Source organism: Cryobacterium arcticum (assembly GCF_001679725.1).
In the GTDB taxonomy this organism is placed as follows: domain Bacteria; phylum Actinomycetota; class Actinomycetes; order Actinomycetales; family Microbacteriaceae; genus Cryobacterium; species Cryobacterium arcticum_A.
The window spans coordinates 393,367-415,485 of sequence record NZ_CP016282.1; the positions used below are offsets into that span (position 1 = coordinate 393,367).

General features: G+C 66.5%; 16 protein-coding genes. 13 read left to right on the plus strand and 3 right to left on the minus strand.

Annotated elements, in window-relative coordinates:
- Positions 1 to 26 precede the first annotated feature (26 nt).
- A complete protein-coding gene (locus PA27867_RS01820; RefSeq protein WP_420480684.1) occupies positions 27 to 1,610 on the minus strand; it encodes a sugar ABC transporter ATP-binding protein in 1,584 nt (527 codons plus the stop codon).
- Between the two features lie 364 nt (positions 1,611 to 1,974).
- On the opposite strand from PA27867_RS01820, the gene PA27867_RS01830 reads away from it, so the two are divergent.
- The 9 genes from PA27867_RS01830 to nrdF all read left to right on the plus strand — a co-directional run bounded on the left by PA27867_RS01830 (position 1,975) and on the right by nrdF (position 16,874).
- Positions 1,975 to 2,970 carry an ABC transporter substrate-binding protein gene (locus PA27867_RS01830; protein WP_066592419.1) on the plus strand — a complete coding sequence of 332 codons (996 nt, stop codon included), beginning with the start codon at positions 1,975 to 1,977 and terminating at the stop codon, positions 2,968 to 2,970.
- A 115-nt stretch (positions 2,971 to 3,085) separates the two neighbouring features.
- On the plus strand, positions 3,086 to 4,612 hold the full coding sequence (locus PA27867_RS01835) for a sugar ABC transporter ATP-binding protein (protein ID WP_066592421.1): 1,527 nt from the start codon (positions 3,086 to 3,088) through the stop codon (positions 4,610 to 4,612).
- Positions 4,609 to 5,691 (plus strand): ABC transporter permease, encoded by a 1,083-nt coding sequence (locus PA27867_RS01840; RefSeq protein ID WP_066592423.1) that lies wholly within the window; start codon positions 4,609 to 4,611, stop codon positions 5,689 to 5,691. Before PA27867_RS01835 ends, PA27867_RS01840 begins: the two co-directional genes overlap by 4 nt.
- The gene (locus PA27867_RS01845; RefSeq protein WP_066592426.1) at positions 5,688 to 6,713 is read left to right on the plus strand and encodes an ABC transporter permease; all 1,026 of its coding nucleotides are present in this window, start codon (positions 5,688 to 5,690) and stop codon (positions 6,711 to 6,713) included. The genes PA27867_RS01840 and PA27867_RS01845 overlap by 4 nt, the downstream gene beginning before the upstream one ends.
- A gap of 240 nt (positions 6,714 to 6,953) precedes the next feature.
- Entirely contained in the window at positions 6,954 to 12,401 is a 5,448-nt protein-coding gene (locus PA27867_RS21025) for a family 43 glycosylhydrolase (RefSeq protein WP_066592429.1), read from the plus strand.
- A 486-nt stretch (positions 12,402 to 12,887) separates the two neighbouring features.
- Positions 12,888 to 13,121 (plus strand): glutaredoxin-like protein NrdH, encoded by a 234-nt coding sequence (gene nrdH, locus PA27867_RS01855; RefSeq protein ID WP_066592430.1) that lies wholly within the window; start codon positions 12,888 to 12,890, stop codon positions 13,119 to 13,121.
- A gap of 78 nt (positions 13,122 to 13,199) precedes the next feature.
- A complete protein-coding gene (nrdI, locus tag PA27867_RS01860) occupies positions 13,200 to 13,661 on the plus strand; it encodes a class Ib ribonucleoside-diphosphate reductase assembly flavoprotein NrdI (RefSeq protein ID WP_066592432.1) in 462 nt (153 codons plus the stop codon).
- Between the two features lie 35 nt (positions 13,662 to 13,696).
- On the plus strand, positions 13,697 to 15,802 hold the full coding sequence (gene nrdE / locus PA27867_RS01865; protein WP_066598809.1) for a class 1b ribonucleoside-diphosphate reductase subunit alpha: 2,106 nt from the start codon (positions 13,697 to 13,699) through the stop codon (positions 15,800 to 15,802).
- 97 nt (positions 15,803 to 15,899) lie between these two features.
- The gene (gene nrdF / locus PA27867_RS01870) at positions 15,900 to 16,874 is read left to right on the plus strand and encodes a class 1b ribonucleoside-diphosphate reductase subunit beta (RefSeq protein WP_066592434.1); all 975 of its coding nucleotides are present in this window, start codon (positions 15,900 to 15,902) and stop codon (positions 16,872 to 16,874) included.
- 97 nt (positions 16,875 to 16,971) lie between these two features.
- Here nrdF and PA27867_RS01875 read toward each other — a convergent pair whose 3' ends face one another.
- Entirely contained in the window at positions 16,972 to 17,397 is a 426-nt protein-coding gene (locus PA27867_RS01875; RefSeq protein ID WP_066592436.1) for a hypothetical protein, read from the minus strand.
- A 39-nt stretch (positions 17,398 to 17,436) separates the two neighbouring features.
- Positions 17,437 to 18,474, minus strand: coding sequence for a GTP-binding protein (locus PA27867_RS01880; RefSeq protein WP_066592445.1), 1,038 nt, complete (start codon positions 18,472 to 18,474; stop codon positions 17,437 to 17,439).
- A 47-nt stretch (positions 18,475 to 18,521) separates the two neighbouring features.
- Here PA27867_RS01880 and ykgO point away from each other — a divergent pair, with 47 nt between their 5' ends.
- The 4 genes from ykgO to PA27867_RS20095 all read left to right on the plus strand — a co-directional run bounded on the left by ykgO (position 18,522) and on the right by PA27867_RS20095 (position 21,885).
- A complete protein-coding gene (ykgO, locus tag PA27867_RS01885; RefSeq protein WP_066592451.1) occupies positions 18,522 to 18,644 on the plus strand; it encodes a type B 50S ribosomal protein L36 in 123 nt (40 codons plus the stop codon).
- 164 nt (positions 18,645 to 18,808) lie between these two features.
- A complete protein-coding gene (locus PA27867_RS01890) occupies positions 18,809 to 20,185 on the plus strand; it encodes an FAD-binding oxidoreductase (protein ID WP_236900797.1) in 1,377 nt (458 codons plus the stop codon).
- Positions 20,182 to 21,528: a class I SAM-dependent methyltransferase gene (locus PA27867_RS01895; RefSeq protein ID WP_066592455.1), complete on the plus strand. Its 1,347-nt coding sequence runs from the start codon at positions 20,182 to 20,184 to the stop codon at positions 21,526 to 21,528. Before PA27867_RS01890 ends, PA27867_RS01895 begins: the two co-directional genes overlap by 4 nt.
- A gap of 75 nt (positions 21,529 to 21,603) precedes the next feature.
- A complete protein-coding gene (locus tag PA27867_RS20095) occupies positions 21,604 to 21,885 on the plus strand; it encodes a helix-turn-helix domain-containing protein (RefSeq protein WP_167550812.1) in 282 nt (93 codons plus the stop codon).
- Positions 21,886 to 22,119 lie beyond the last annotated feature (234 nt).

Below are 22,119 nucleotides of genomic sequence, written 5' to 3' on the forward strand. Positions count from 1 at the left end.
GCGGTCAAGTGTCCCGCGCCGACCGGTCAGCGTCCCGCCCCCTGATCCCTCGGCTCGGCGATGCCGGCGCCCCCGGCGCCATCCTCGCCACCGTCCGCGATGGCAGCGAGCAGCCGGCCGACGGTGAGGTCGTTATTGGTGAGATCGCCGACCTTCCGGCGGTCCCGGAGCACCGCGACCCGGTGGCTGATCCGCAGGACCTCCTCGAGCTCGGCCGAGATGAACACCACGGCCAGGCCGTTCTCGGCCAGGTCGGAGACGAGCTTCTGGATCTCTGCCTTGGCACCCACATCGATGCCGCGGGTGGGCTCGTCGAGGATGAGCAGCCGCGGTGCGATGGCCAGCCAGCGGGCCAGGAGGACCTTCTGCTGGTTGCCGCCGGACAGGTTGCGTACCAGGGCGTTCGGGTCGTTCGGGCGGATGTTCAGCGCCTGGATGTAACTGGCCGCGAGTTCGTTCTGCCGCTTGCGGGGTATCCGCCGCGCCCAACCCAGGTCGGCCTGCAAGGCCAGCGCGATGTTGTCGCGGATGGTGAGATCGCCGATGATGCCCTCGGTGCGGCGGTCCTCCGACGCGTAGGCGATGCGCTGCCGCAGGGCGCTGCGCGGGGTCCGGAACCGCCGGACCCGCCCGTCGACGCGGATCTCGCCGGTGTCGGGCCGGTCGATGCCCGCGAGCAGCCGCGCGAGCTCGGTGCGACCCGAACCGAGCAGGCCGGCGACACCCACGATCTCACCCTCGTGTACCGACAGGTCCAGCGGGGTGATGCCGCCGTCGCGGCCCAACCCGATCGCGGTGAGCAGCGGCGGATCGACGAGCAGATTGTCTTCGAGGTCGCTCTCGCTGGTGCGCGCCTGGATGTCGACGAGCACCGAGAGGTCCTTGCCGATCATCTTGTGCACGAGGTCGATGCGGAGCAGTTCATCCGTGAGGTACTCGCCCACGAGCCGGCCGTCCCGCAGCACGGTGAGCCGGTCGGAGATCTCGTAGACCTGTTCCAGGAAGTGGGAGATGAAGAGGATGGCGACGCCGGACTCCTTGAGGCCGGCGATCACCCGGAACAGCTCGGTGACCTCGTCGTTGTCGAGGCTCGAGGTCGGTTCGTCGAGGATCAGCACCTTGGGCCGCACCACGATAGCCCGCGCGATGGCGACGAGCTGCTGCACGGCAGGGGAGTGGTCGGACAACCGTGACGACGGGTCGATGTCGAGGTTCATGGTCTGCAACAGCTCGGCGGTGCGGCGCCTGGCGGCGGGCCAGTCGATGGTGCCCCACCGGCGCCGAGGTTCCCGGCCGAGCATGACGTTCTCGGTCACGCTCAGATTGGGCAGGAGGTTGACCTCCTGGTAGACGGTGCTGACCCCGGCACGCTGGGCGTCGGCGGGCCCAGTGAAATGCACCGGAGCGCCGTCGATCTCGATGGAGCCGTGGTCGATGGGCTGAACGCCCGTCAGGGCCTTGATCAGGGTGCTCTTTCCCGCGCCGTTCTCGCCCATGAGCGAGTGCACCTCGCCGGGGAACATCCGGAAATCCACGTCGTCGAGGGCCCGTGCCCCGGGGAACTCCACCGTGATGCCGGTCATCCGCACCAGCGGTTCAGGCGCGCTCACGGCACCCGCCCGGCCGCATTCGTGCGCCGGCAGGCAGCAGCGTCACTGCACGTGTGCACTCTCGCGAACCTCCTCGTTCACCTGAATGTTAGGGTTCACAACCGGATGCCGCAACTGCGGGATCCCGCGCTCGGCCGCCGGGAAAAGGGCCTTGACAATCTGAACGGCCCAGTTGTAGCCTCCGTGTGACGCAATTGTGAAGGCTAACAATTCGGAAATGACGACGAGGTCAGCGATGACAGACCTGCACACGTCGCCCAATTGTTAGCGATCACAGGACGCTTTGCACCGAAGCCGAGTCCAGTTGGACGCATTCACACTGTTGACACGTAGATCGTGTCGGCAGATCTCAAGGAGGAGATCCATGGCACACACAGCACGATTCCGGGCATTCGCGGGTTTGGCCCTCGCCGGAGCGATGGCACTGAGCATCACGGCCTGTTCTGCAGGCTCAAGCGACGAGGGGTCCGTCCCGGCAGGCGATGACATCGTCACCGTCGGCTTCGTCGCCGTCGGCCCCGAGGGTGGCTGGCGCACCGCGAACGAGAAGAACATTCAGGACTCGTTCTCGACGGAGAACGGCTTCGACCTCAAGTACGCTCCGGCCACCAACGGCGACCAGAACTCGCAGATCACCGCCTTCACGTCGTTCATCGACGAGGGCGTCGACGTGATCCTGCTCTCCGCGACCGAGGCCACCGGCTGGGAGGACGTGCTCAAGCGCGCCCAGGAAGCCGAGATCCCCGTGGTGCTCCTCGACCGCGGAATCGAGCCGAACGACGAGAGCCTCTACACGAGCCGCATCGCACCCGACAACGTGGGTATCAGCGCGTCGGCCGCCGAATGGGCCAACTCGCAGTTCCCGGATGGCGCCAACTACGTGGTCCTCGAAGGCCCGCCCGGCCTGTCGGTCGTGAACGACCGCAACAAGGGCTGGGACGCGAACGTGGCCGACAACCTGGTCAAGCTCGAGAGCCAGTCCGCAAACTGGTCCACCGAAGAAGCCAAGAGCGTCTTCGAGACGATGCTCAAGGCCAACGGCAACAACATCCAGCTCGTCTTCGCCCAGAACGACGAGATGGGCCTTGGCGCTGCCCTGGCCGTTGAGGAAGCCGGCCTCAAGCCCGGCACCGATGTGAAGATCATCACCATCGACGGCACCAAGGCTGCACTCGAGGCACTCGCTGCCGGACGGCTCAGCTTCGTCGCCGAGTACAACCCGCTGTTCGGTGACGACGCCATCTCCGTGGTGAAGGCGGCACTGGCCGGCGACTCCGTTGAGTCCAGCATCGTCGTGCCGAGTACGACGTTCGACTCCCCTGAAGCGGCCACCACGGCGCTGCCCGACCGCCAGTACTAGCTCCGACAGTGCCCGTTCCCGTGGCCGGTGCCACGGGAACGGGCACGAACATCCGTGGCAGGTGCCACGCAACTCAACGACGAGGCCGGCCGACCGGCAGAACGACCAGGCAAACATGGCAGCGACAGAGCCGATCGTCGAGATGGAGAACATCTCGATCGAGTTCCCGGGGGTCAAAGCCCTCCAGGACGTGAACTTCCGACTCTTCCCCGGCGAGGTGCACACCCTGATGGGCGAGAACGGTGCGGGCAAGTCCACCCTCATCAAGGCCCTCACCGGCGTGTACAAGATCGACTCCGGCAGCATCAAGGTCGCCGGCGGGCCCCGCCGGTTCACCGGAACGGCCGACGCGCAGAGCGCCGGCATCTCGACCGTGTATCAAGAGGTCAACCTCTGCGACAACCTCACCGTCGGTGAGAACGTCATGCTCGGCCATGAGGTGCACGGGCGGATGGGCATCAACTGGCGCAAGACCAACCTCGCCGCTCACGACGCCCTTGTGCGCCTGGGCCTGGGCGGTCTGGACCCCAAGGCCCCGCTCTCCAGCATCTCCCTCGCGCTGCAGCAGCTCGTCGCGATCAGCCGCGCCATGGTCACCAATTCCAAGGTGTTGATCCTCGACGAACCCACCTCGAGCCTCGACGCGAACGAGGTCGAAGGCCTCTTCGCCGTGATCCGGCGCCTGCGCGACGAGGGCGTCGCCATCCTCTTCGTCTCGCACTTCCTCGACCAGGTCTACGCCATCAGCGACCGGCTCACGGTGCTGCGGAACGGCGAATTCGTCGGCGAGCACATGACCCAGGACCTCTCCCGTGGCCAGCTCATCTCCATGATGATCGGCAAGGACGTCGACACGCTCAACTCCCTCGGCTCCAACCGCGGCCGAGCCGTGCACGCGGTGGGCGCCCCGTACTACAGCGCCAAGAACCTCGGCCGGCAGGGGTCCATCGAACCCGTCGACATCGACGTGCACGCCGGCGAAGTGGTGGGCCTGGCCGGGCTGCTCGGCTCCGGCCGCACCGAACTCGGCCGGCTGATCTACGGCGCCGACCGGCCCGACTCCGGCGACGTCACCATCGACGGCGTCGCAACCGAGGTGCACACGCCGGTCGCCGCGCTGGCCCGCAAGATCGCCTTCTCCACTGAGAACCGCCGCGACGAGGGCATCATCGGCGACCTCACCGTGCGCGAGAACCTGATCCTGGCCGTCCAGGCCAGACGCGGATGGGCCCGGCCGCTGTCCCGCCGCGAACAGAACGAGATCTGCGCCAAGTACCTCGTGGAACTCAACGTGCGGCCCGCCGACCCCGAGCGCGCCATTCGCAACCTCTCCGGAGGCAACCAGCAGAAGGTCCTGCTGGGCCGCTGGCTCGCCACCAACCCGGAACTGCTGATCCTCGACGAACCGACCCGGGGGATCGACGTGGGAGCCAAGGCCGAGATCCAGGAGACCATCGCCGCACTCGCCGAAGACGGCATGTCGGTGGTGTTCATCTCCTCGGAGCTCGAAGAGGTGGTGCGGCTGAGCGAACGCATCATCGTGTTGAAAGACCACCGTAAGATCGGCGAGATCACCAACGGACCACTCGTCACCGCCGAAACCATCGTCGACATCATCGCTTCCGAAGGGAGCAGCGAATGAGCGCCCCCGTGTCGCGTCAGCCGTCAGCCATGCAGTTCGTCACCCGGCTCTTCCACCAGCCCTACGTCTGGGCGATCGTGGCTCTGCTCCTGCTGCTGGTGATCAACCTGACCAAGAACCCCGGCTACCTCGGGGTGTCGGTCAACCCCGCCACCGGCAACCTGTCCGGCAACATCATCGACATCCTGCGGGCAAGCGCGCCGATCATGATGATCGCGGTCGGCATGACCCTGGTCATCGCCACCCGTGGCATCGACCTGTCGGTGGGGTCGGTGATGGCCGTGGCCGGCGCCGTCTCGATGGAATTCATGCACAACGCCGGCACCGGCAGCTTCGGCACCGCGGCGATCGCCGTGATCCTGGCGCTGGGCATCAGCGCGGTGCTCGGTACCCTCAACGGCATCCTGGTGTCGATCGTGGGCCTGCAGCCGTTCATCACCACCCTAGTGATGATGCTCGCCGGCCGCGGCCTGGCCAAGGTGATCACCTCCGGCCAGAACACCTCCGCCACCAATGAGTCGTTCCGCTGGCTCGCCAACGGAACGGTGCTGGGCTTCCCGGTCGTGTTCGTGATCGCCGTCGTGATCGTCGCCGTGCTCGCGGCGCTGGTGCGCCGCACCGCCCTGGGGCTCATGATCGAGTCCATCGGCATCAACCCCAAGGCCGCCCGGATGGCCGGCATCCGCCCGGTGGGTATCCTCATCTCCGTCTATATAGTGAGCGCCGTGCTCGCCGGCGTGGCCGGGATCTTCAGCACCGCCAGCGTCATGACCGTCGAGGTCGCCAAGACCGGCATGACCGCCGAGATGGATGCCATCCTGGCCGTCGTGATCGGCGGCACCTCGCTGGCCGGTGGCAAGTTCTCGCTGACCGGCAGCATCATCGGCGCCCTGCTCATCGCGACGCTCGACAAGACCATCGTCTACATGTCGATCCCGTCCTCGGCCACGCCGGCGTTCAAGGCCATCGTGATCGTGGTGATCTGCCTGCTGCAGTCGCCGCGGGTGCGGGCACTGTTCAACCAACGAAAAGCAAGCACCACCAGACCCAACACCCGGAAGGAAGCCGTGTCGGCATGACCACCACGCTGATCGACAAGCCGGCCGCGCCGTCACGATTCTCACGCTTCAAGCCCAACCTGGAAACGCTGCCGACCCTCGCGGCCGTGGCGATCTTCATCGGGATGCTCATCTATGGTGAGATCGCCTACGGGCGGATCATGCAGTTCAGCACCATCTCCAACCTGCTGATCAACAACGCCTACCTCATCATCCTGGCGGTCGGACTCACCTTCGTGATCCTCACCGGCGGCATCGACCTCTCGGTGGGTGCGGTCATCGCCATCAGCAGCCTCGTGGGGGTGATGCTGGCCAACGCCGGCTGGAACCCCATCGTCGTGATTGTGCTGATGATCCTGATCGGGTCCACCTTCGGTCTCGCCTCCGGTGTGCTGATCCAGTACTTCAATGTGCAACCTTTCATCGCGACCCTGGCGATGATGTTCCTGGCCCGGGGCCTGGCGGCCATCCTGAGCACCACCCCGCAGCGGCTGGAAGACGACTCGCCCATCCGCACCCTCTCCACGGAGTGGAAGGTCTACGACGGGCCCAAGATCAATGACCTCGTCACGACCCCCAACGTGCTCATCGCGGCGGCCGTCGTGATCGTGGCGTTCTTCCTGCTGCACCGCACCCGGTTCGGCCGCACCGTCTACGCGATCGGCGGCTCCGAGCAGTCCGCGCTGCTGATGGGCCTGCCCGTGGTGCGCACCAAACTGCTGATCTACGTCATCAGCGGCTCCCTCGCGGGACTGGCCGCCGTGGTCTACACGTCCAAGCTCGGTATCGCGCAGAACATCACCGGCGTCGGCTGGGAGCTCGACGCCATCGCCGCGGTGATCATCGGCGGCACACTGCTGACCGGCGGTGCGGGCTTCGTGCTCGGCTCGGTGATCGGCGCCCTCGTGCTCGGCCTGATGAACGTGCTCGTCACCCGCGACGGCGGCATCCCGCCGGAAGCCACCACGATCATCACCGGTGGCATCCTGCTGGCCTTCGTGCTGCTGCAGAGAGTGGTCGTGTCGCGCAAGCGCAAGACCTGATCCGCGTCCGGCACTGTCCCATCCCGGCACTGCCCTAATCCGGCACTGTCCCTTCCCGGCACAGCTACCCCATCCCGGCACTGCTACACCATCACGGCAGAGCCGCGTCCCCTCCTCCCCTCGCCAACCTCCCTCGCCACCCTCTTCAGGGCGCCCCGATCCTACGGGCGCCCTGCAGACTGTCGTCCCCCGGCGGCAGTCCCTTTTCGACAATGAAGCCGATCAAGGAGCAGTTCCAACATGAAAGCCGTCCCCATCCGCACCTTCGCCGCCGCCGTGGCGATATCCCTCACCGTCCCGCTCCTCGGGGCGACGCCCGCCGTCGCCGCCGACGACCATCTCGTTCTGCAGTACTCCTTCGACGAAACCTCCGGCACCGTGGCGGCCGACAGCTCCGGCAACGCCCACAACGGATCCTTCGTCGGTTCTCCGACCCTGGGCGGCGGTGACACCGGTGTGACGCTCGACGGCGTCGACGACCACGTCAAGCTGCCCGACAACATCCTCGCCGGACTCGACTCGATCACCGTCAGCACCGAGGTGCTGATCCGGTCGAACCAGCCCTCCCCGTACTTCATCTACGGGCTCGGCACCGCCGCGACGAGCAACTCGGGCGCGGGTTACCTGTTCGCGACCGGCAACAAATACAAGACCGCCATCACACCCACGTACTGGAACGGCGAACAGGTGGCCGACTCCGGGGCCGACCTGGCCCGCGGCGTCTGGAAGACCCTCACCTACACCCTCGACGACGCGACCGATGTGGCCACGCTCTACCTGGACGGTGTGAAGGTCGCCGGCAAGACCGGCGTCACAACCAAGCCCTCCGCGATCGGCGCGGGCACCACCTCCGCGAACTTCATCGGCCGCTCCAACTACGCTGCCGACAAGTACCTCGCCGGCAGCGTGCGCGACTTCCGCATCTACAACACGGCCCTCAGCGCCACCGACGTCGCGGCGTTGCAGCCCGCCGACGCCCAGCTGGTGACCCGCGACGCGGACCACCTCACCCTGGGCGACCTGTCGGCGGTGGAGTCGAATCTCACCCTTCCCACCTCAGGTCCGAACGGCTCGACCATCACCTGGGCGTCCGACACCCCGGCAACCATCTCCACCACCGGGGTCGTCACGCGTCCCGCGGCCGCCAGCGGCCCCGCCACGGTGACGCTGACCGCCACGGTGATGCGCGGCACCGCATCGGAGACCCGCACCTTCCCAGCCACAGTGACGCCTCTCCGCGACGACCAGGGTGATGTGGATGCCGCCGCCGCCGCCCTGGCCATCGCCACACTCGACGACGTGCGCGGCAACCTCACCCTGCCCGCCGCCCCGGCGGGTATCGGCCTCTCCTGGACCTCGTCCGACCCCGGTGTCGTCGCGATCGACGGGGTCGTCACCCGCCCGTCCGCAACCAAGGACGTCACCCTCACCGCCCACCTGACCAAGGGTGGTGCGACCGCCACCCGCGCCTTCACCGCGTCCGTGCGCCAGGCCGCCGAGCTGGGCGACTACGAGGGCTACGCCTTCGCCTACTTCACCGGCAACTCCCTCGAGGGCGAGAACATCTACCTCGCCGCCAGTGAAGGCAACAACGCGCTGGACTGGAACGAGCTCAACAACGGGCAGCCGGTGCTCCGCTCCACCGAAGGCACGAAGGGCCTGCGTGACCCGTTCATCATCCGCTCGCCCGAAGGCGACACGTTCTACCTGATCGCCACCGACCTCTCCATCGGCAGCGGCACCTCGTGGGGCGACTCGGTGCGCACCGGCAGCCAGTACCTCGAGGTCTGGGAATCGCACGACCTGGTGAACTGGACTGACCAGCGCCACGTCAAGGTCGCGCCCGACAACGCCGGCAACACCTGGGCCCCGGAGGCGTACTACGACGACACCATCGGTGCCTACGTGGTGTTCTGGGCCTCGTCGCTCTACGCTGACACCGACCCGGGCCACACCGGCAGCAGTTACCACCGGATGATGTACGTCACCACCCGGGACTTCGTGAGCTTCAGCACTCCTGAGGTGTGGCAAGACCAGGGAGTCTCCCGCATCGACTCGACCGTGCTCAAGGCCGACGACGTCTACTACCGCTTCACCAAGGACGAAGGGGCCGGCGGCACCGGCTGCACCGACATCATCCAGGAGTCCTCCACCGAGTTGCGCGCCACCCTTGAATCGTGGACCCAGGTCGACAGCTGCATCGGAAAGAAGGCCAACACCAGCGCGGTAGAGGGCCCGACCGCCTTCCAGGCCAACCCCGGCGACGTGAACGGTGACAAGACCTACCTCTTCGTGGACGAGTACGGCGGACGCGGCTACATCCCGCTGCAGACCGACGACATCGCCCACCCCGACTGGAAGGTGGCCCCGAAGTACGACCTGCCGGCCAGTCCCCGGCACGGCACCGTCATCCCGGTGACCGCGGCCGAACTGGAAACCCTCACCGAGGAACTCGGGCAGGGCCCCGCCCCGGTGCCGGCCAACGAGGACGGCGAGATCCTGCGCTACACCTTCGAGAACGGGTCCGGCACGCGGCTCAGCGACGTCTCCGGCAACGGCCAGGACGGCACCATCGTCGGCGGCGCGACCTGGAGCGACAGTGCGCTGCAGCTCAACGGCAGCACCGGCTACGTCGACCTGCCCGACAACATCCTGTCGGGCGTGACCGACGTGTCGATCGAGGCGGATGTCTGGATCGACCCCGCCCAGGCCAACCCGTACTTCATCTACGGACTGGGCAACACCGTCAACAAAGCGGGCAACGGATACCTGTTCTCCACCGGCAATGCCTACCGCACCAGTCTCGCGACAGGTAACTGGTCGACAGAGCAGACGGTGTCGCAGGGCAGTAACCTGGCCCGCGGCACCTGGGCGCACCTCACCTATGTGCTCCAGGGCACGACGGCCACGCTTTACCTCGACGGAGTGGCCGTGAAGACGGGCACGGTGACCGCCGACCCGGGCGACATCGGCGGCGGCATCACCACCGCCAACTACCTTGGTCGGTCGAACTACGACACCGACAACACGTTCCGCGGCAAGTTCCGTGAGTTCGCCATCTACAACCGGGCGCTGTCCTCCGCCGAGGTCCTCGCGGCCTCCGGCAACAGCACGGCGCTGGCCGGCGTCACGCTCGCCGAGAGCGACGTCCTCAAGCTGGATCCGATCGTGAACCAGGCCGCCCACGAGGTCGTTTTCCCGGTGAAGCCCGGCACCGACCTGAGCGCCCTCACCCCGGTGTTCGCCACGTCCGCCGCCATTGTCGCGGCTCCGGCCTCCGGGACGACCGTGGACCTGCGCACTCCGGTGACGGTCACCCTGACCGGGGCCGGCTCGAGCGTGACCTGGACGCTGCGGGCGGTCGAGATGGCCAGCCCCAGCATCCCCGGGCTGTACGCCGACCCGAACGTCGTGGCGTTCGGTGATACCTATTACATCTACGCGACCGCGGACGGCTATGCGGGGTGGGGCGGCAAGGACTTCTACGTCTGGTCGTCTCAGGACCTCGTGAGCTGGGAGCGCTCGGACAAGCCGATCCTGACCCTCGACGGTGCCAGCGGTACCGTGCCGTGGGCAACCGGGAACGCGTGGGCGCCGACCATCACGGAGAAGGACGGCAAGTTCTACTTCTACTTCAGCGGGCACAACGCCACGTACGACCGCAAGACCATCGGGGTGGCCGTCGCCGACAGCCCGGAGGGCCCGTTCACGGCCGATCCGACCGCGATGATCCTCAACAACGAGGCCGTCACCTCCGGTCAGGCAATCGACCCGGCCGCGTTCGTGGACCCGGTCAGCCGCAAGCACTACCTGTTCTGGGGCAACGGCTCGCCCGTATACGCGGAGCTCGCCGATGACATGCGCTCGATCAAGCCCGCGACCCTGAAGAAGATCAGCGGCCTGACCGACTTCCGCGAGGGCGCCTTCCTCAACTACCGGGACGGGATGTACCACCTCACCTACTCCATCGACGACACCGGCTCGGAGAACTACCGCGTCGGTTACGCCACGGCGACGAGCGTGGACGGACCGTGGACCTACCGCGGGGTGATCCTGCAGAAGGACACCACCCAGGGGATCTTGGCCACCGGCCACAACTCGGTGCTCAACGTGCCGGGTACCGACGACTGGTATATCGTCTATCACCGCTTCGCGATGCCCGGCGGCGACGGCCAGCACCGCGAGACCACGATCGACAGGCTCACCTTCAACCCGGTGACCGGACTGATCAACCCGGTCACCCCGACCCTGACGAGCGTGCCGGCGCAGCGAATCGAGGATGCGCAGCCGCTGGCGACCCGCATCGAGGGCATCGCGAAGGTGGGAGAGACCCTCACCGCCGTCGTCGACGTGCCCTGGACGGCGACAGGATACGTCTGGACCAGGGACGGTGACCCGGTCGACGGCGCCACCGAGGCGAGCTACCTGCTCACCTCTGCCGACCTGGGTTCCACCATCGCGGTGCGGGTGACCGCCGACAAGCCGCTCTGGTCCTCGGCGGACGCCGAGGCCGGCACCGGACCGGTGCAGGCCGCGGATGCCGTGATCGACCCCGTCGTGACGGCGGCGGTCGAGGGCGCGGCAGCCAACGCTGCCGGCTGGTACTCCGGGGCGGTCACGGTTGCTCTCACACTCAACGACGGAGCCGCCGGCGACATCGAATACCGCCTGGACGGCGGCACGTGGACGAGTTACGCCACGCCGATCGCGCTCGCCGCAGACGGTGACCACCTGGTGGAGCACCGGGTGAGCGTGGACGGCACCCCCGTCGACGTCTCCCTGGGCAGCCTGACCGTGCGGATCGACGCCACAGCACCGGTGTCGACGGTCACGCTGGACCCGGCAGACGGTGTCGGCACGCCGGCGAAGCCGGTGCACCTGGCCCTCGCGGCAACCGATGGTACCTCCGGAGTGGGGGAGCTGCAGTACCGCTTCGGCGACGCGGCCTGGGCGGCCCTGCCTGCCGACGGGCTGACCTTCGCCGAGGTGGGCGCCACGGTGGTGTCCTACCGCGCGGTGGATCGTGCCGGCACCGTCGAGGCGCATCGCACCGTCGTCGTCGTCGTCACCGGTCCGGCCACCGATCCGGGAACGAACCCGGGCACTGACCCGGGAACGAACCCTGGCACCAACCCCGGAACGGGACCGGGAACCGGTCCGGGCACGACGCCCGGCACGGACCCGGGCACCGGCGCCGGACCGGGCACATTGCCCGGCACCGGGCCGGGCACCCCGCCCGGTACGGGACCCGGAACGGGATCCGGCGCGGGCACGGCGAGCACGCTGACGCTCACGTCATCCGTGCTGGAAGCCGGCGGAACGGTCACGGTCAGCGGCAGCGGGTTCACTCCCGGTGAGCGGGTGGAGTTCACCCTGTTCTCCACACCGCGCTACCTCGGCGGCGTGCAGAGCGACGCGGCCGGATCCTTCACCGCGACGCTCAGCATCCCGGCAGGGGTGGAACCGGGCAGCCACACCCTGCGAGCGGTGGGCGCAACCTCGGGCACGATCGCGACCTTCGCCGTGACCGTCAAGGCCGCCGGCAACGGCGCGCCCCTCGCGGCCACCGGTGCGGATGCGGGGTGGCCGGCGTCTCTCGCCCTGCTGCTCCTGGCGGCGGGAACGCTCCTGCTGCTGGTGCGGCGCGGAGTCGTGCGGCGGCGTCGCCCGGCGAGCACGCGCGGGTAGCCGGGCGTTGTGACGAGGCCCTGCGGGCCCTCGCGGTGGACACCACCGGAGGGCCCGCGGGGCCTCTGTCGTTGCCGGGGCGGCAGAGGCGTTCGAGTTGTACCCCAGGGCGGGGGACGGATCTGCCGGCGACGCGCCCGGCGCGCGGGAGGCCGGATTCCACTGGGTGAAATCCCGACTTCCCCCAACCTGTGGATAACTTGGCCGTCTGCCGCGTAATCCTGCGGCGTTTCAGGGCAGCGCCCTGTTGACAACCGGTGGAATGTCGGTGGATAAGTACATAATTGTAATTCCCGCATGTAGTGGCCGTTCCCATTGTGGATCACTAGATGTAGTATTGAAGTCCAAGCAATCGCACAACGCCTGAAACTGAACTTCGCACCTCACGGGTGCATTTCCACCACATTTCCATCACGTCTTCACCACGGTTTTTGCTCAGCTTTGCCCACGGTCCTGAACGACGAGAACGATACGAGAGGCCTCTCCATGGCAATCACCGTTTACACCAAGCCGTCCTGCGTGCAGTGCACCGCCACCTACCGCGCCCTGGACAACAAGGGCATCGAGTACAACATCCTCGACCTGTCGGCCGACGAGAACGCACTCGAAGCCGTCAAGGCGCTCGGTTACCTGCAGGCGCCCGTCGTCATCACCGACGAGGACCACTGGTCGGGCTTCCGCCCCGACAAGATCAACGAGCTCGCCGCCCGCCTGGCGTAGCGATCACCGCGCCTGGGGGGCGCCGCCCGCCGAATGCCCGATGAGGGTACTCGCACAACTCGCACGAAAAGGGGACCCATGCTGCTTCAGGCTGATTCCACTCGCGAGTCCACCGCCGAAAGCGCCGGCTCCGCCGCGGTCGACATCATCTATTTCTCGAGCCTCTCCGGCAACACCAAACGGTTCGTCGAGAAGCTCGGGCGGCCGGCCGCCCGCATCCCGCTCTACCCCAAGGATGCGCCGCTCGTCGCCGAGCGGCCCTACGTGCTCGTCGTGCCCACCTATGGCGGCGGCATCGAGGGGTCTGCGGTACCCAAGCAGGTCATCCGTTTTCTGAATGACGAGCGGAACCGCTCGCTCATCCGCGGCGTCATCGGCGCCGGGAACACAAATTTCGGTGAGGCCTACTGCCTCGCCGGGGACATCATCGCGCAGAAGTGCGGTGTGCCCCATCTGTATCGCTTTGAAGTATTCGGCACACCGGACGACGTAGCCACCGTTCACGAGGGATTGGAAGAATTTTGGAAGCAACAGCCGTGAAGGTCACCCCGATCAGCCCGCCGTCAGGCCTGGACATGGACTATCACTCCCTGAACGCCATGCTCAACCTGTACGGTCCGAGCGGGGAGATCCAGTTCGACAAGGACCGCGAGGCTGCCCGGGAGTTCTTCCTGCAGCACGTGAACCAGAACACGGTGTTCTTCCACTCGCTGCGCGAGCGCCTCGACTACCTGGTGGAGAAGGAGTACTACGAGCAGGCCGTGCTCGACATGTACAGCTTCGAGTTCATCACCCGTCTGAACGACCTGGCGTACTCGAAGAAGTTCCGTTTCCAGACCTTCCTCGGCGCGTTCAAGTACTACACCTCCTACACGCTGAAGACTTTCGACGGCAAGCGTTACCTCGAGCGCTTCGAGGACCGCGTCGTGATGACCGCCCTCGGCCTGGCCCAGGGCGACGAAAACCTCGCGGTGGCCCTCGTCGAAGAGATCATCGCCGGCCGCTTCCAGCCGGCCACCCCCACCTTCCTCAACTCCGGTAAGGCCCAGCGCGGCGAGCTCGTCTCCTGCTTCCTGCTCCGCATCGAAGACAACATGGAGTCCATCTCCCGCGGCATCAACTCGTCGCTGCAGCTGTCCAAGCGCGGCGGCGGCGTGGCCCTGCTGCTCTCCAACATCCGTGAGTCCGGTGCGCCGATCAAGCAGATCGAGAACCAGTCCAGCGGAATCATCCCCGTAATGAAGCTGCTCGAAGACTCCTTCAGCTACGCCAACCAGCTCGGTGCCCGTCAGGGTGCCGGCGCGGTGTACCTGCAGGCGCACCACCCCGACATCATGCGCTTCCTCGACACCAAGCGCGAGAACGCCGACGAGAAGATCCGCATCAAGACCCTCTCGCTCGGTGTGGTCATCCCCGACATCACCTTCGAGCTGGCCAAGAACAACGAGGACATGTACCTGTTCTCCCCGTACGACGTCGAGCGCGTCTACGGTGTGCCGTTCGCCGACATCTCGGTCACCGAGAAGTACCACGAGATGGTCGACGACCCGCGCATCAAGAAGTCCAAGATGAAGGCCCGCGACTTCTTCCAGACGCTCGCCGAGATCCAGTTCGAGTCCGGCTACCCGTACATCATGTTCGAAGACACCGTGAACGAGGCGAACCCCATCAAGGGCCGCGTCAACATGTCAAACCTGTGCTCGGAGATCCTCCAGGTCAACACCCCGACCACGTACAACGAGGACCTCTCCTACGACACCATCGGCAAGGACATCTCCTGCAACCTGGGCTCGATGAACATCGCCCTGGCCATGGATGCGCCCGACTTCGGCCGGGTCGTCGACACCGCCATCCGCGGCCTCAGCGCCGTCTCCGACCAGAGCCACATCGCGTCGGTGCGTTCGATCGAGAGCGGTAACGACAAGTCGCACGCCATCGGCCTCGGCCAGATGAACCTGCACGGCTACCTCGCCCGTGAGCGGGTGTACTACGGCAGCGAAGAAGGCATCGACTTCACCAACATCTACTTCTACACGGTGCTGTTCCACGCCCTGCGCGCCTCGAACAAGATCGCCATCGAGCGGGGCATCACCTTCGAGGGCTTCGCCGATTCCACCTACGCCTCCGGCACCTTCTTCGACAAGTACACCGACCAGGTGTGGGAGCCGGCCACCGCCCGCGGCGCCGAGCTGTTCGCGAACTCCAACGTCGAGATCCCCACGCAGGCCGACTGGGCCGAGCTCAAGGCATCCGTCATGGAACACGGCATCTACAACCAGAACCTGCAGGCCGTGCCGCCGACCGGGTCGATCTCCTACATCAACAACTCGACCGCGTCGATCCACCCGATCGCCTCGAAGATCGAGATCCGCAAGGAAGGCAAGCTCGGCCGCGTGTACTACCCGGCGCCGTTCATGACGAACGACAACACCGAGTTCTACCAGGATGCCTATGAAATCGGCTACGAGAAGGTCATCGACACCTACGCCGCGGCGACGCAGCACGTGGACCAGGGCCTCTCGCTGACCCTGTTCTTCAAGGACACCGCCACGACCCGCGACATCAACCGCGCGCAGATCTACGCGTGGAAAAAGGGCATCAAGACGATCTACTACATCCGTCTGCGCCAGATGGCCCTCGAGGGCACCGAGGTTGAGGGCTGCGTCAGCTGCGCGCTGTGATGTAACAGAGGCATAATCGGTGGTCGAGCTTGTCGAGACCACGCAAGCAGATCTCGACAAGCTCGACCAACGGTGCACCACCACAAAAGGACAAGAAATGATTGACAAGCTCAAGCTCGTCTCCCACGTTGACGCGATCAACTGGAACAAGATCGAAGACGAGAAAGACGTCGAGGTCTGGAACCGCCTCGTCAACAACTTCTGGCTGCCCGAGAAGATCCCGCTCTCCAACGACGTGCAGTCCTGGAACACCCTCACCCCGGTGGAGCAGCAGCTCACCATGCGCGTGTTCACCGGCCTGACCCTGCTGGACACCATCCAGGGCACCGTCGGCGCCGTGTCGCTGATCCCGGATGCGATCACCCCGCACGAAGAGGCCGTCTACACGAACATCGCGTTCATGGAGTCAGTGCACGCCAAGAGCTACTCGTCGATCTTCTCAACCCTGTGCTCGACGAAGGAGATCGACGAAGCGTTCCGCTGGTCGACCGAAAACGTCAACCTGCAGAAGAAGGCGTCCATCGTGATGGACTACTACCAGGGCGACGACCCGCTCAAGCGCAAGGTCGCCTCGACCCTGCTCGAGTCGTTCCTGTTCTACTCCGGCTTCTACCTGCCCATGTACTGGTCCAGCCGCGCCAAGCTCACGAACACGGCCGACCTCATCCGTCTGATCATCCGGGATGAAGCCGTGCACGGCTACTACATCGGCTACAAGTTCCAGAAGGGCCTCGAGAAGGAGACCCAGGAGCGTCGCGACGAGATCAAGGACTACACCTTCAACTTGATGTTCGAGCTCTACGAGAACGAGATCCAGTACACGCAGGACCTCTACGACGAAGTCGGCCTGACCGAAGACGTCAAGAAGTTCCTGCACTACAACGCCAACAAGGCCCTGATGAACCTCGGCTACGAGCCGATGTTCCCCAAGGCCGTCACCGACGTGAACCCGGCGATCCTCTCGGCCCTGTCGCCGAACGCCGACGAGAACCACGACTTCTTCTCCGGGTCGGGTTCCTCGTACGTCATCGGCAAGGCCGTCAACACCGAAGACGACGACTGGGACTTCTAGCCCCCGGCTGCTCTCGTCTGAGCGTATCCATTTCCGAAGAAAGCACCCTCGATCACGTGATCGAGGGTGCTTTTTGCCGAAATGAGTGGCGGATGCTCTAGCGACCTTGGCTTCGGGCGTGGATGGGCCGACCGACGCCGAGGACGGCATCCTGCAGCGCGGCAGGTACGTCGCTGACCGGTCGGTCTGTGCTCGCGGGCCCGCCAGAGCGGATCCAGGCGAGCAGGGCGTGCAGGATCGCCGGTTGGTCGACACCGCCCAGCCAGACGGATGCCCCGGTAGTGCCGGTGGCTCCGTCCCGGCAGGCAACGGCGGCGACGGCCCCGGTGACGCAGGCTCCCACGCAGGGCGTCGACACGAGAACGGCGCCGCGACGGTTCGCGACAGTAGAGCGCACCCGGTCTGCGCCGGTCCGGTCGTCCGCCAGGCGGTGCAGGGCCTCGCAGCGGTGGCCCGCGCACAGCGCGATGAGGGGGCCGCTCGCTCCGGTAGGGGGAGGAGGTTCTGCGTGGTGGCTCGTCATGGCTCAGTCCTCTCAGGTTGGCTCGACGGCGGTGCGGGCCTAGGCGTCGTCCCTGTCGAGCTCCCAGGCCGGGAATGGGTCGGCCAGGCTCGTCCACTCCAGGGGCCCGCCGACGAACTCGTGGTCGTCGAGCAGGCAGGCGTCGAGGTTGGCGGTGAGCGTGGCAGCGTCGAGGTCCTTGCCGAAGAAGGCGATCTCCTGGCCCCACGGCGAGTCGGGGTCGTGACTGCCCATGCCGGTCGGCTCGAACTCGATGGTCGGGCCGGCGCTGTTCCAGGAGCCGACGACGTGGGGGCGGGTCGCGAGGCGGAAGAGCCCGCGTGAACGCAGAATCTCACCCGCCTGGGCGGACCTGTCGCTGAGGAAGTCGGCCAGTCGGCCCGGATGGAACGGCCGGGGATCGCGGTAGACGAAGCAGCCGAGACCGGTGCGGCTGGACGCCAGCAGGCCTTCGCCGTTCAGCTGCCGGATCCATCCGGGGCTCTGCTGGAGCCAGCGCAGCATGTCGTCCCGCGGCGGCAGCCAGGGGCTGACGGAACTGCGTCCATGCCGGGCGAAGACGACGTGGCTGGACGGGTTGAGCAGGCGCACGAAGTCGCGCAGGTCTGCGCAGTCGACCGCGCTGGCGAGGTCGGTCTTGTTGATCACCACCACACTGGCCCACTCGATCTGCTGCACGAGCGCATCCGCTACGGTTCGGTCATGCTCACCGTGTGTGACGCAGGTCGCCGGGGGCTCGGGTGCGAGGGTGTCGCTGCGGATGTCCCGCCAGAAACTGGAGGCGTCGAGAACGCTGACGAAATTGCCCAGACGGATGGCACCGGTGCCGGGCGCGGGCGCCAGGTCGCCGCCGGCCGCGATCACCGAGATGGCCACCTCGACCGGAACGGCCGACGGGTGCACCTCGAGCATCACGTCGGCCGTGCTGCTGGCGCTCGCGATGGCCAGGCTCACGGCCTCGGGATCCGAGCCCTGCAGGCCGATGCTCGCTCGCCCGCTTGCCCGGGCCATGGAAGATTTGCCGGCGCCGGGGAGTCCGCTGACGAGGTCCACGGTGAGGAATGAAGTCGGTGTCATGCCTGTTACTCTAATTGATATTCATTCTCAATAAGGAAGAGGCGGCCATGAAAGTTCGCAATTCGCTCAAAGCCCTCAAACAACTCCCCGGCGCCCAGATCGTGCACCGCCGCGGCCGGGTGTTCGTGATCAACAAGAAGAACCCGCGCCTGAAGGCCCGACAGGGCTGAGCCGTGCCGATCGGTGCATAGCTCCTGCAATTCGCCCGCGCACCCATCCGGTGCCCGCGGGATGCCGCGGGCACGGTTGGTCCGGTACCGAAACTGCAGGAGTTATGCCACGGGGAGGGTGGATCCCCATCGCGCCCGGGGCGACCGCGGGCTATCGTGTGGGCGTGCCCGCTCCAGTCGACGCGAAGCGCGCTCACGCCGTTGGCGTGCAGCGCCTTCTCGAGAGCTATCGGGCCGTCCCCGCGGGTGCCCCGATTCGGCTGGCCAAACCGACGTCGAATCTGTTCCGGGCCCGCGCCGACAACACCGTCACGGGCCTGGACACCTCCGGGCTGACCGGCGTCATCGCGGTTGACGCAGAGACACGAACGGCTGACGTGGCCGGCATGTGCACCTACGAGAACCTGGTCGCCGCGACCCTTCAGTCTGGACTGGCGCCGCTGGTGGTACCTCAATTGAAGACCATCACGCTGGGCGGCGCAGTCACCGGCCTCGGCATCGAGTCGACGTCGTTCCGCAACGGCCTGCCGCACGAATCGGTGCTGGAGATGGACATCCTGACCGGCGCCGGCGAGGTGCTCACCGCATCCCCGCACGAACACGCCGATCTGTTCCGAGCCTTCCCCAACTCGTATGGGACTCTCGGCTACGCGGTGCGATTGCGCATCGACCTCGAACCCGTACAACCGTTCGTCGCGCTCAGTCACGTGCGCTTCCACTCGCTCCTCGACCTGGTCGGGGCCATGCAGGACATCCTCGAGACCGGGAGGTTCGACGGGGACCGGGTCGACTACCTCGACGGCGTGGTGTTCAGCGCGGCGGAAAGCTATCTCTGCCTCGGCCGGAAGACCAGTGCGCCCGGCCCCGTCAGCGACTACACCGGCCAGCAGATCTACTATCGCTCCATCCGGCACGACAACGGGGTGACGGATGACCGCCTCACTGTCCACGACTACCTCTGGCGGTGGGACACCGACTGGTTCTGGTGTTCGGAGGCGTTCGGTGCACAGAATCCGCAGATCCGCAGGCTCTGGCCACGACGCTACCGGCGCAGCAGCGTCTACGGGAATCTGATGAAATACGAACAACGGTTCCACATCGGCGATCGCATCGAGAAGATTCGCGGACGACCACCACGTGAACGCGTCGTGCAGGACATCGAGGTGCCGATAGGGCGATGCGCTGAGTTCCTGCAGTGGTTCCTGGACACCGTGCCGATCACGCCGATCTGGCTGTGCCCTCTGCGGTTGCAGGGCGAGAACAGCTGGCCGCTCTACCCGATCCGGCCCCATCAGAGCTACGTGAACGTCGGCTTCTGGTCCACGGTGCCGGTCGGCGCCACCGAAGGGGCGACGAACCGCCTCATCGAACGCAGGGTCCGCGAGCTTGACGGGCACAAGTCGCTGTACTCCGACTCCTACTACTCCCGGGAAGAGTTCGATGAACTCTACGGCGCGGACAGCTACCGGACCGTGAAGAACACCTACGACCCTGATTCCCGGCTCCTCGACCTCTATGCCAAGGCGGTGCAACGACGATGACCACATTCAAGGATCGCGCGACCAAGTCGCCGTCGCCGGCGGTAGCGACGGGGAAAGCGAGAACGGCGGGGAGGTACTCCCTCGCCGAGGTGCTGGAGATCTTGGCCGGTGGTCGGCTTCCGCTGCGGTTCACCGCCTACGACGGGAGTTCCGCAGGACCGCCCGACGCGTCGTTCGGGCTGGACCTGAAGACCCCGCGCGGTACGAGCTACCTCGCCACCGGCCGCGGTGACCTCGGTCTCGCCCGCGCCTACATCGCCGGCGACCTCGATATCCGCGGTGTGCACCCTGGGGACCCCTATGAACTGCTCAAAGCCCTCGCCGACAGCCTCGTCTTCATCCACCCGCCGGTGCGGACGATGGTCGACATCATCCGCTCCATAGGTGTCGAACACCTGCGCCCGATAGCGCCGCCGCCCCAGGAAGCTCAGCCCCGATGGCGCAGGATCGCCGGGGGACTACGGCACAGCAAGACCCGTGACGCGGACGCGGTGCACCACCACTACGACGTCTCGAACACCTTCTACGAGCTGGTGCTCGGGCCGTCTATGACCTACACCTGCGCGTGTTACCCGCACGGGAGCGCCTCGCTCGAGGAGGCGCAGGAGAACAAGTACCGGCTTGTCTTCGAGAAGCTGCGGCTGACACCGGGCGACCGACTGCTCGACGTCGGATGCGGCTGGGGCGGCATGGTGCGCTACGCCGCACGCCGCGGCGTGCGAGCCACCGGTGTGACGCTGTCGACCGAGCAGGCCGGGTGGGCACGGCGCGCCATCAGCGACGAGGGCTTGAGCGACCTGGCCGAGGTTCGGTACGGCGACTATCGCGACGTCAGGGAAACCGGATTCGACGCGGTGTCGTCGATCGGGCTGCTCGAGCACATCGGCCGGCGAAACTATCCGTCGTACTTCCGCTTTCTGCAGTCCCGGCTGCGCCCCGGCGGGCTGCTGCTCAATCACAGCATCACCAGGCCCGAGAACCACCACCTGCCCGAGGCGCGCGGTTTCATCGATCGCTACGTCTTCCCCGATGGGGAGCTCACCGGATCGGGCCGGATCATCAGCGATGCCCAGAACATCGGCCTGGAGGTGCTGCACGACGAGAACCTGAGACCGCACTACGCGATGACGCTGCGCGATTGGTGCGCCAACCTCGTCGACCACTGGGATGAGGCGGTCGCCGAGGTCGGGCTCCCCACCGCGAAAGTGTGGGGTCTGTACATGGCTGGCTCTCGGCTCGGGTTCGAGAGCAACGGCATTCAGTTGCACCAGATCCTGATGACCAGGCCGGGCAATCAGAGCGGTGTCGGGGAGCTACCGCTGCGGCCGTGGTGGACACCCTAAAGCGACCAGCCCGTGATGCAGCGTGTTGGCCCCATTTCGTTCCGGCAGGGGCGGGCGGCGGCCTACGCTGGTGAAATGTCCCGCACCATGCGCTTGAAGCCCAATGAGCTGGTCACGGCGTGGCCGGATGGGCCCGCCAGCGACCCGATCGGAGAGGTGGCCCGGGTGTTTGCGGCCAATCTGCGCCGGTCTATCGGGGAGAGAAGCATTCGAAGCGCCGCGGAGGCCTGCGGGATGAACCACGCGACCCTGATCGGGATCCTGGAGGGCCGTGCCTGGCCGGACATGGAGACCATCGCCAAGCTCGAGCGCGGGCTGGATGTGGCGCTCTGGCCCGGCCACGGCACCCTCTCCTAACCGGTTGCGCCGTGAGGTCGGGTCACGGGGTCTCGACAAGCTCGACCGGCGAGGTGGTTGCGCCCGTGAGGTCGGCCCGCGGGGTCTCGACAAGCTCGACCGGCGAGGTGGTTGCGCCCGTGAGGTCGGCCCGCGGGGCCTCGACAAGCTCGACCGGCGAAGTGGTTGCGCCCGTGAGGTCGGCCCGCGGGGTCTCGCCCCCTCGACCGGTGGGATGGGCGCGACCATGCGGTG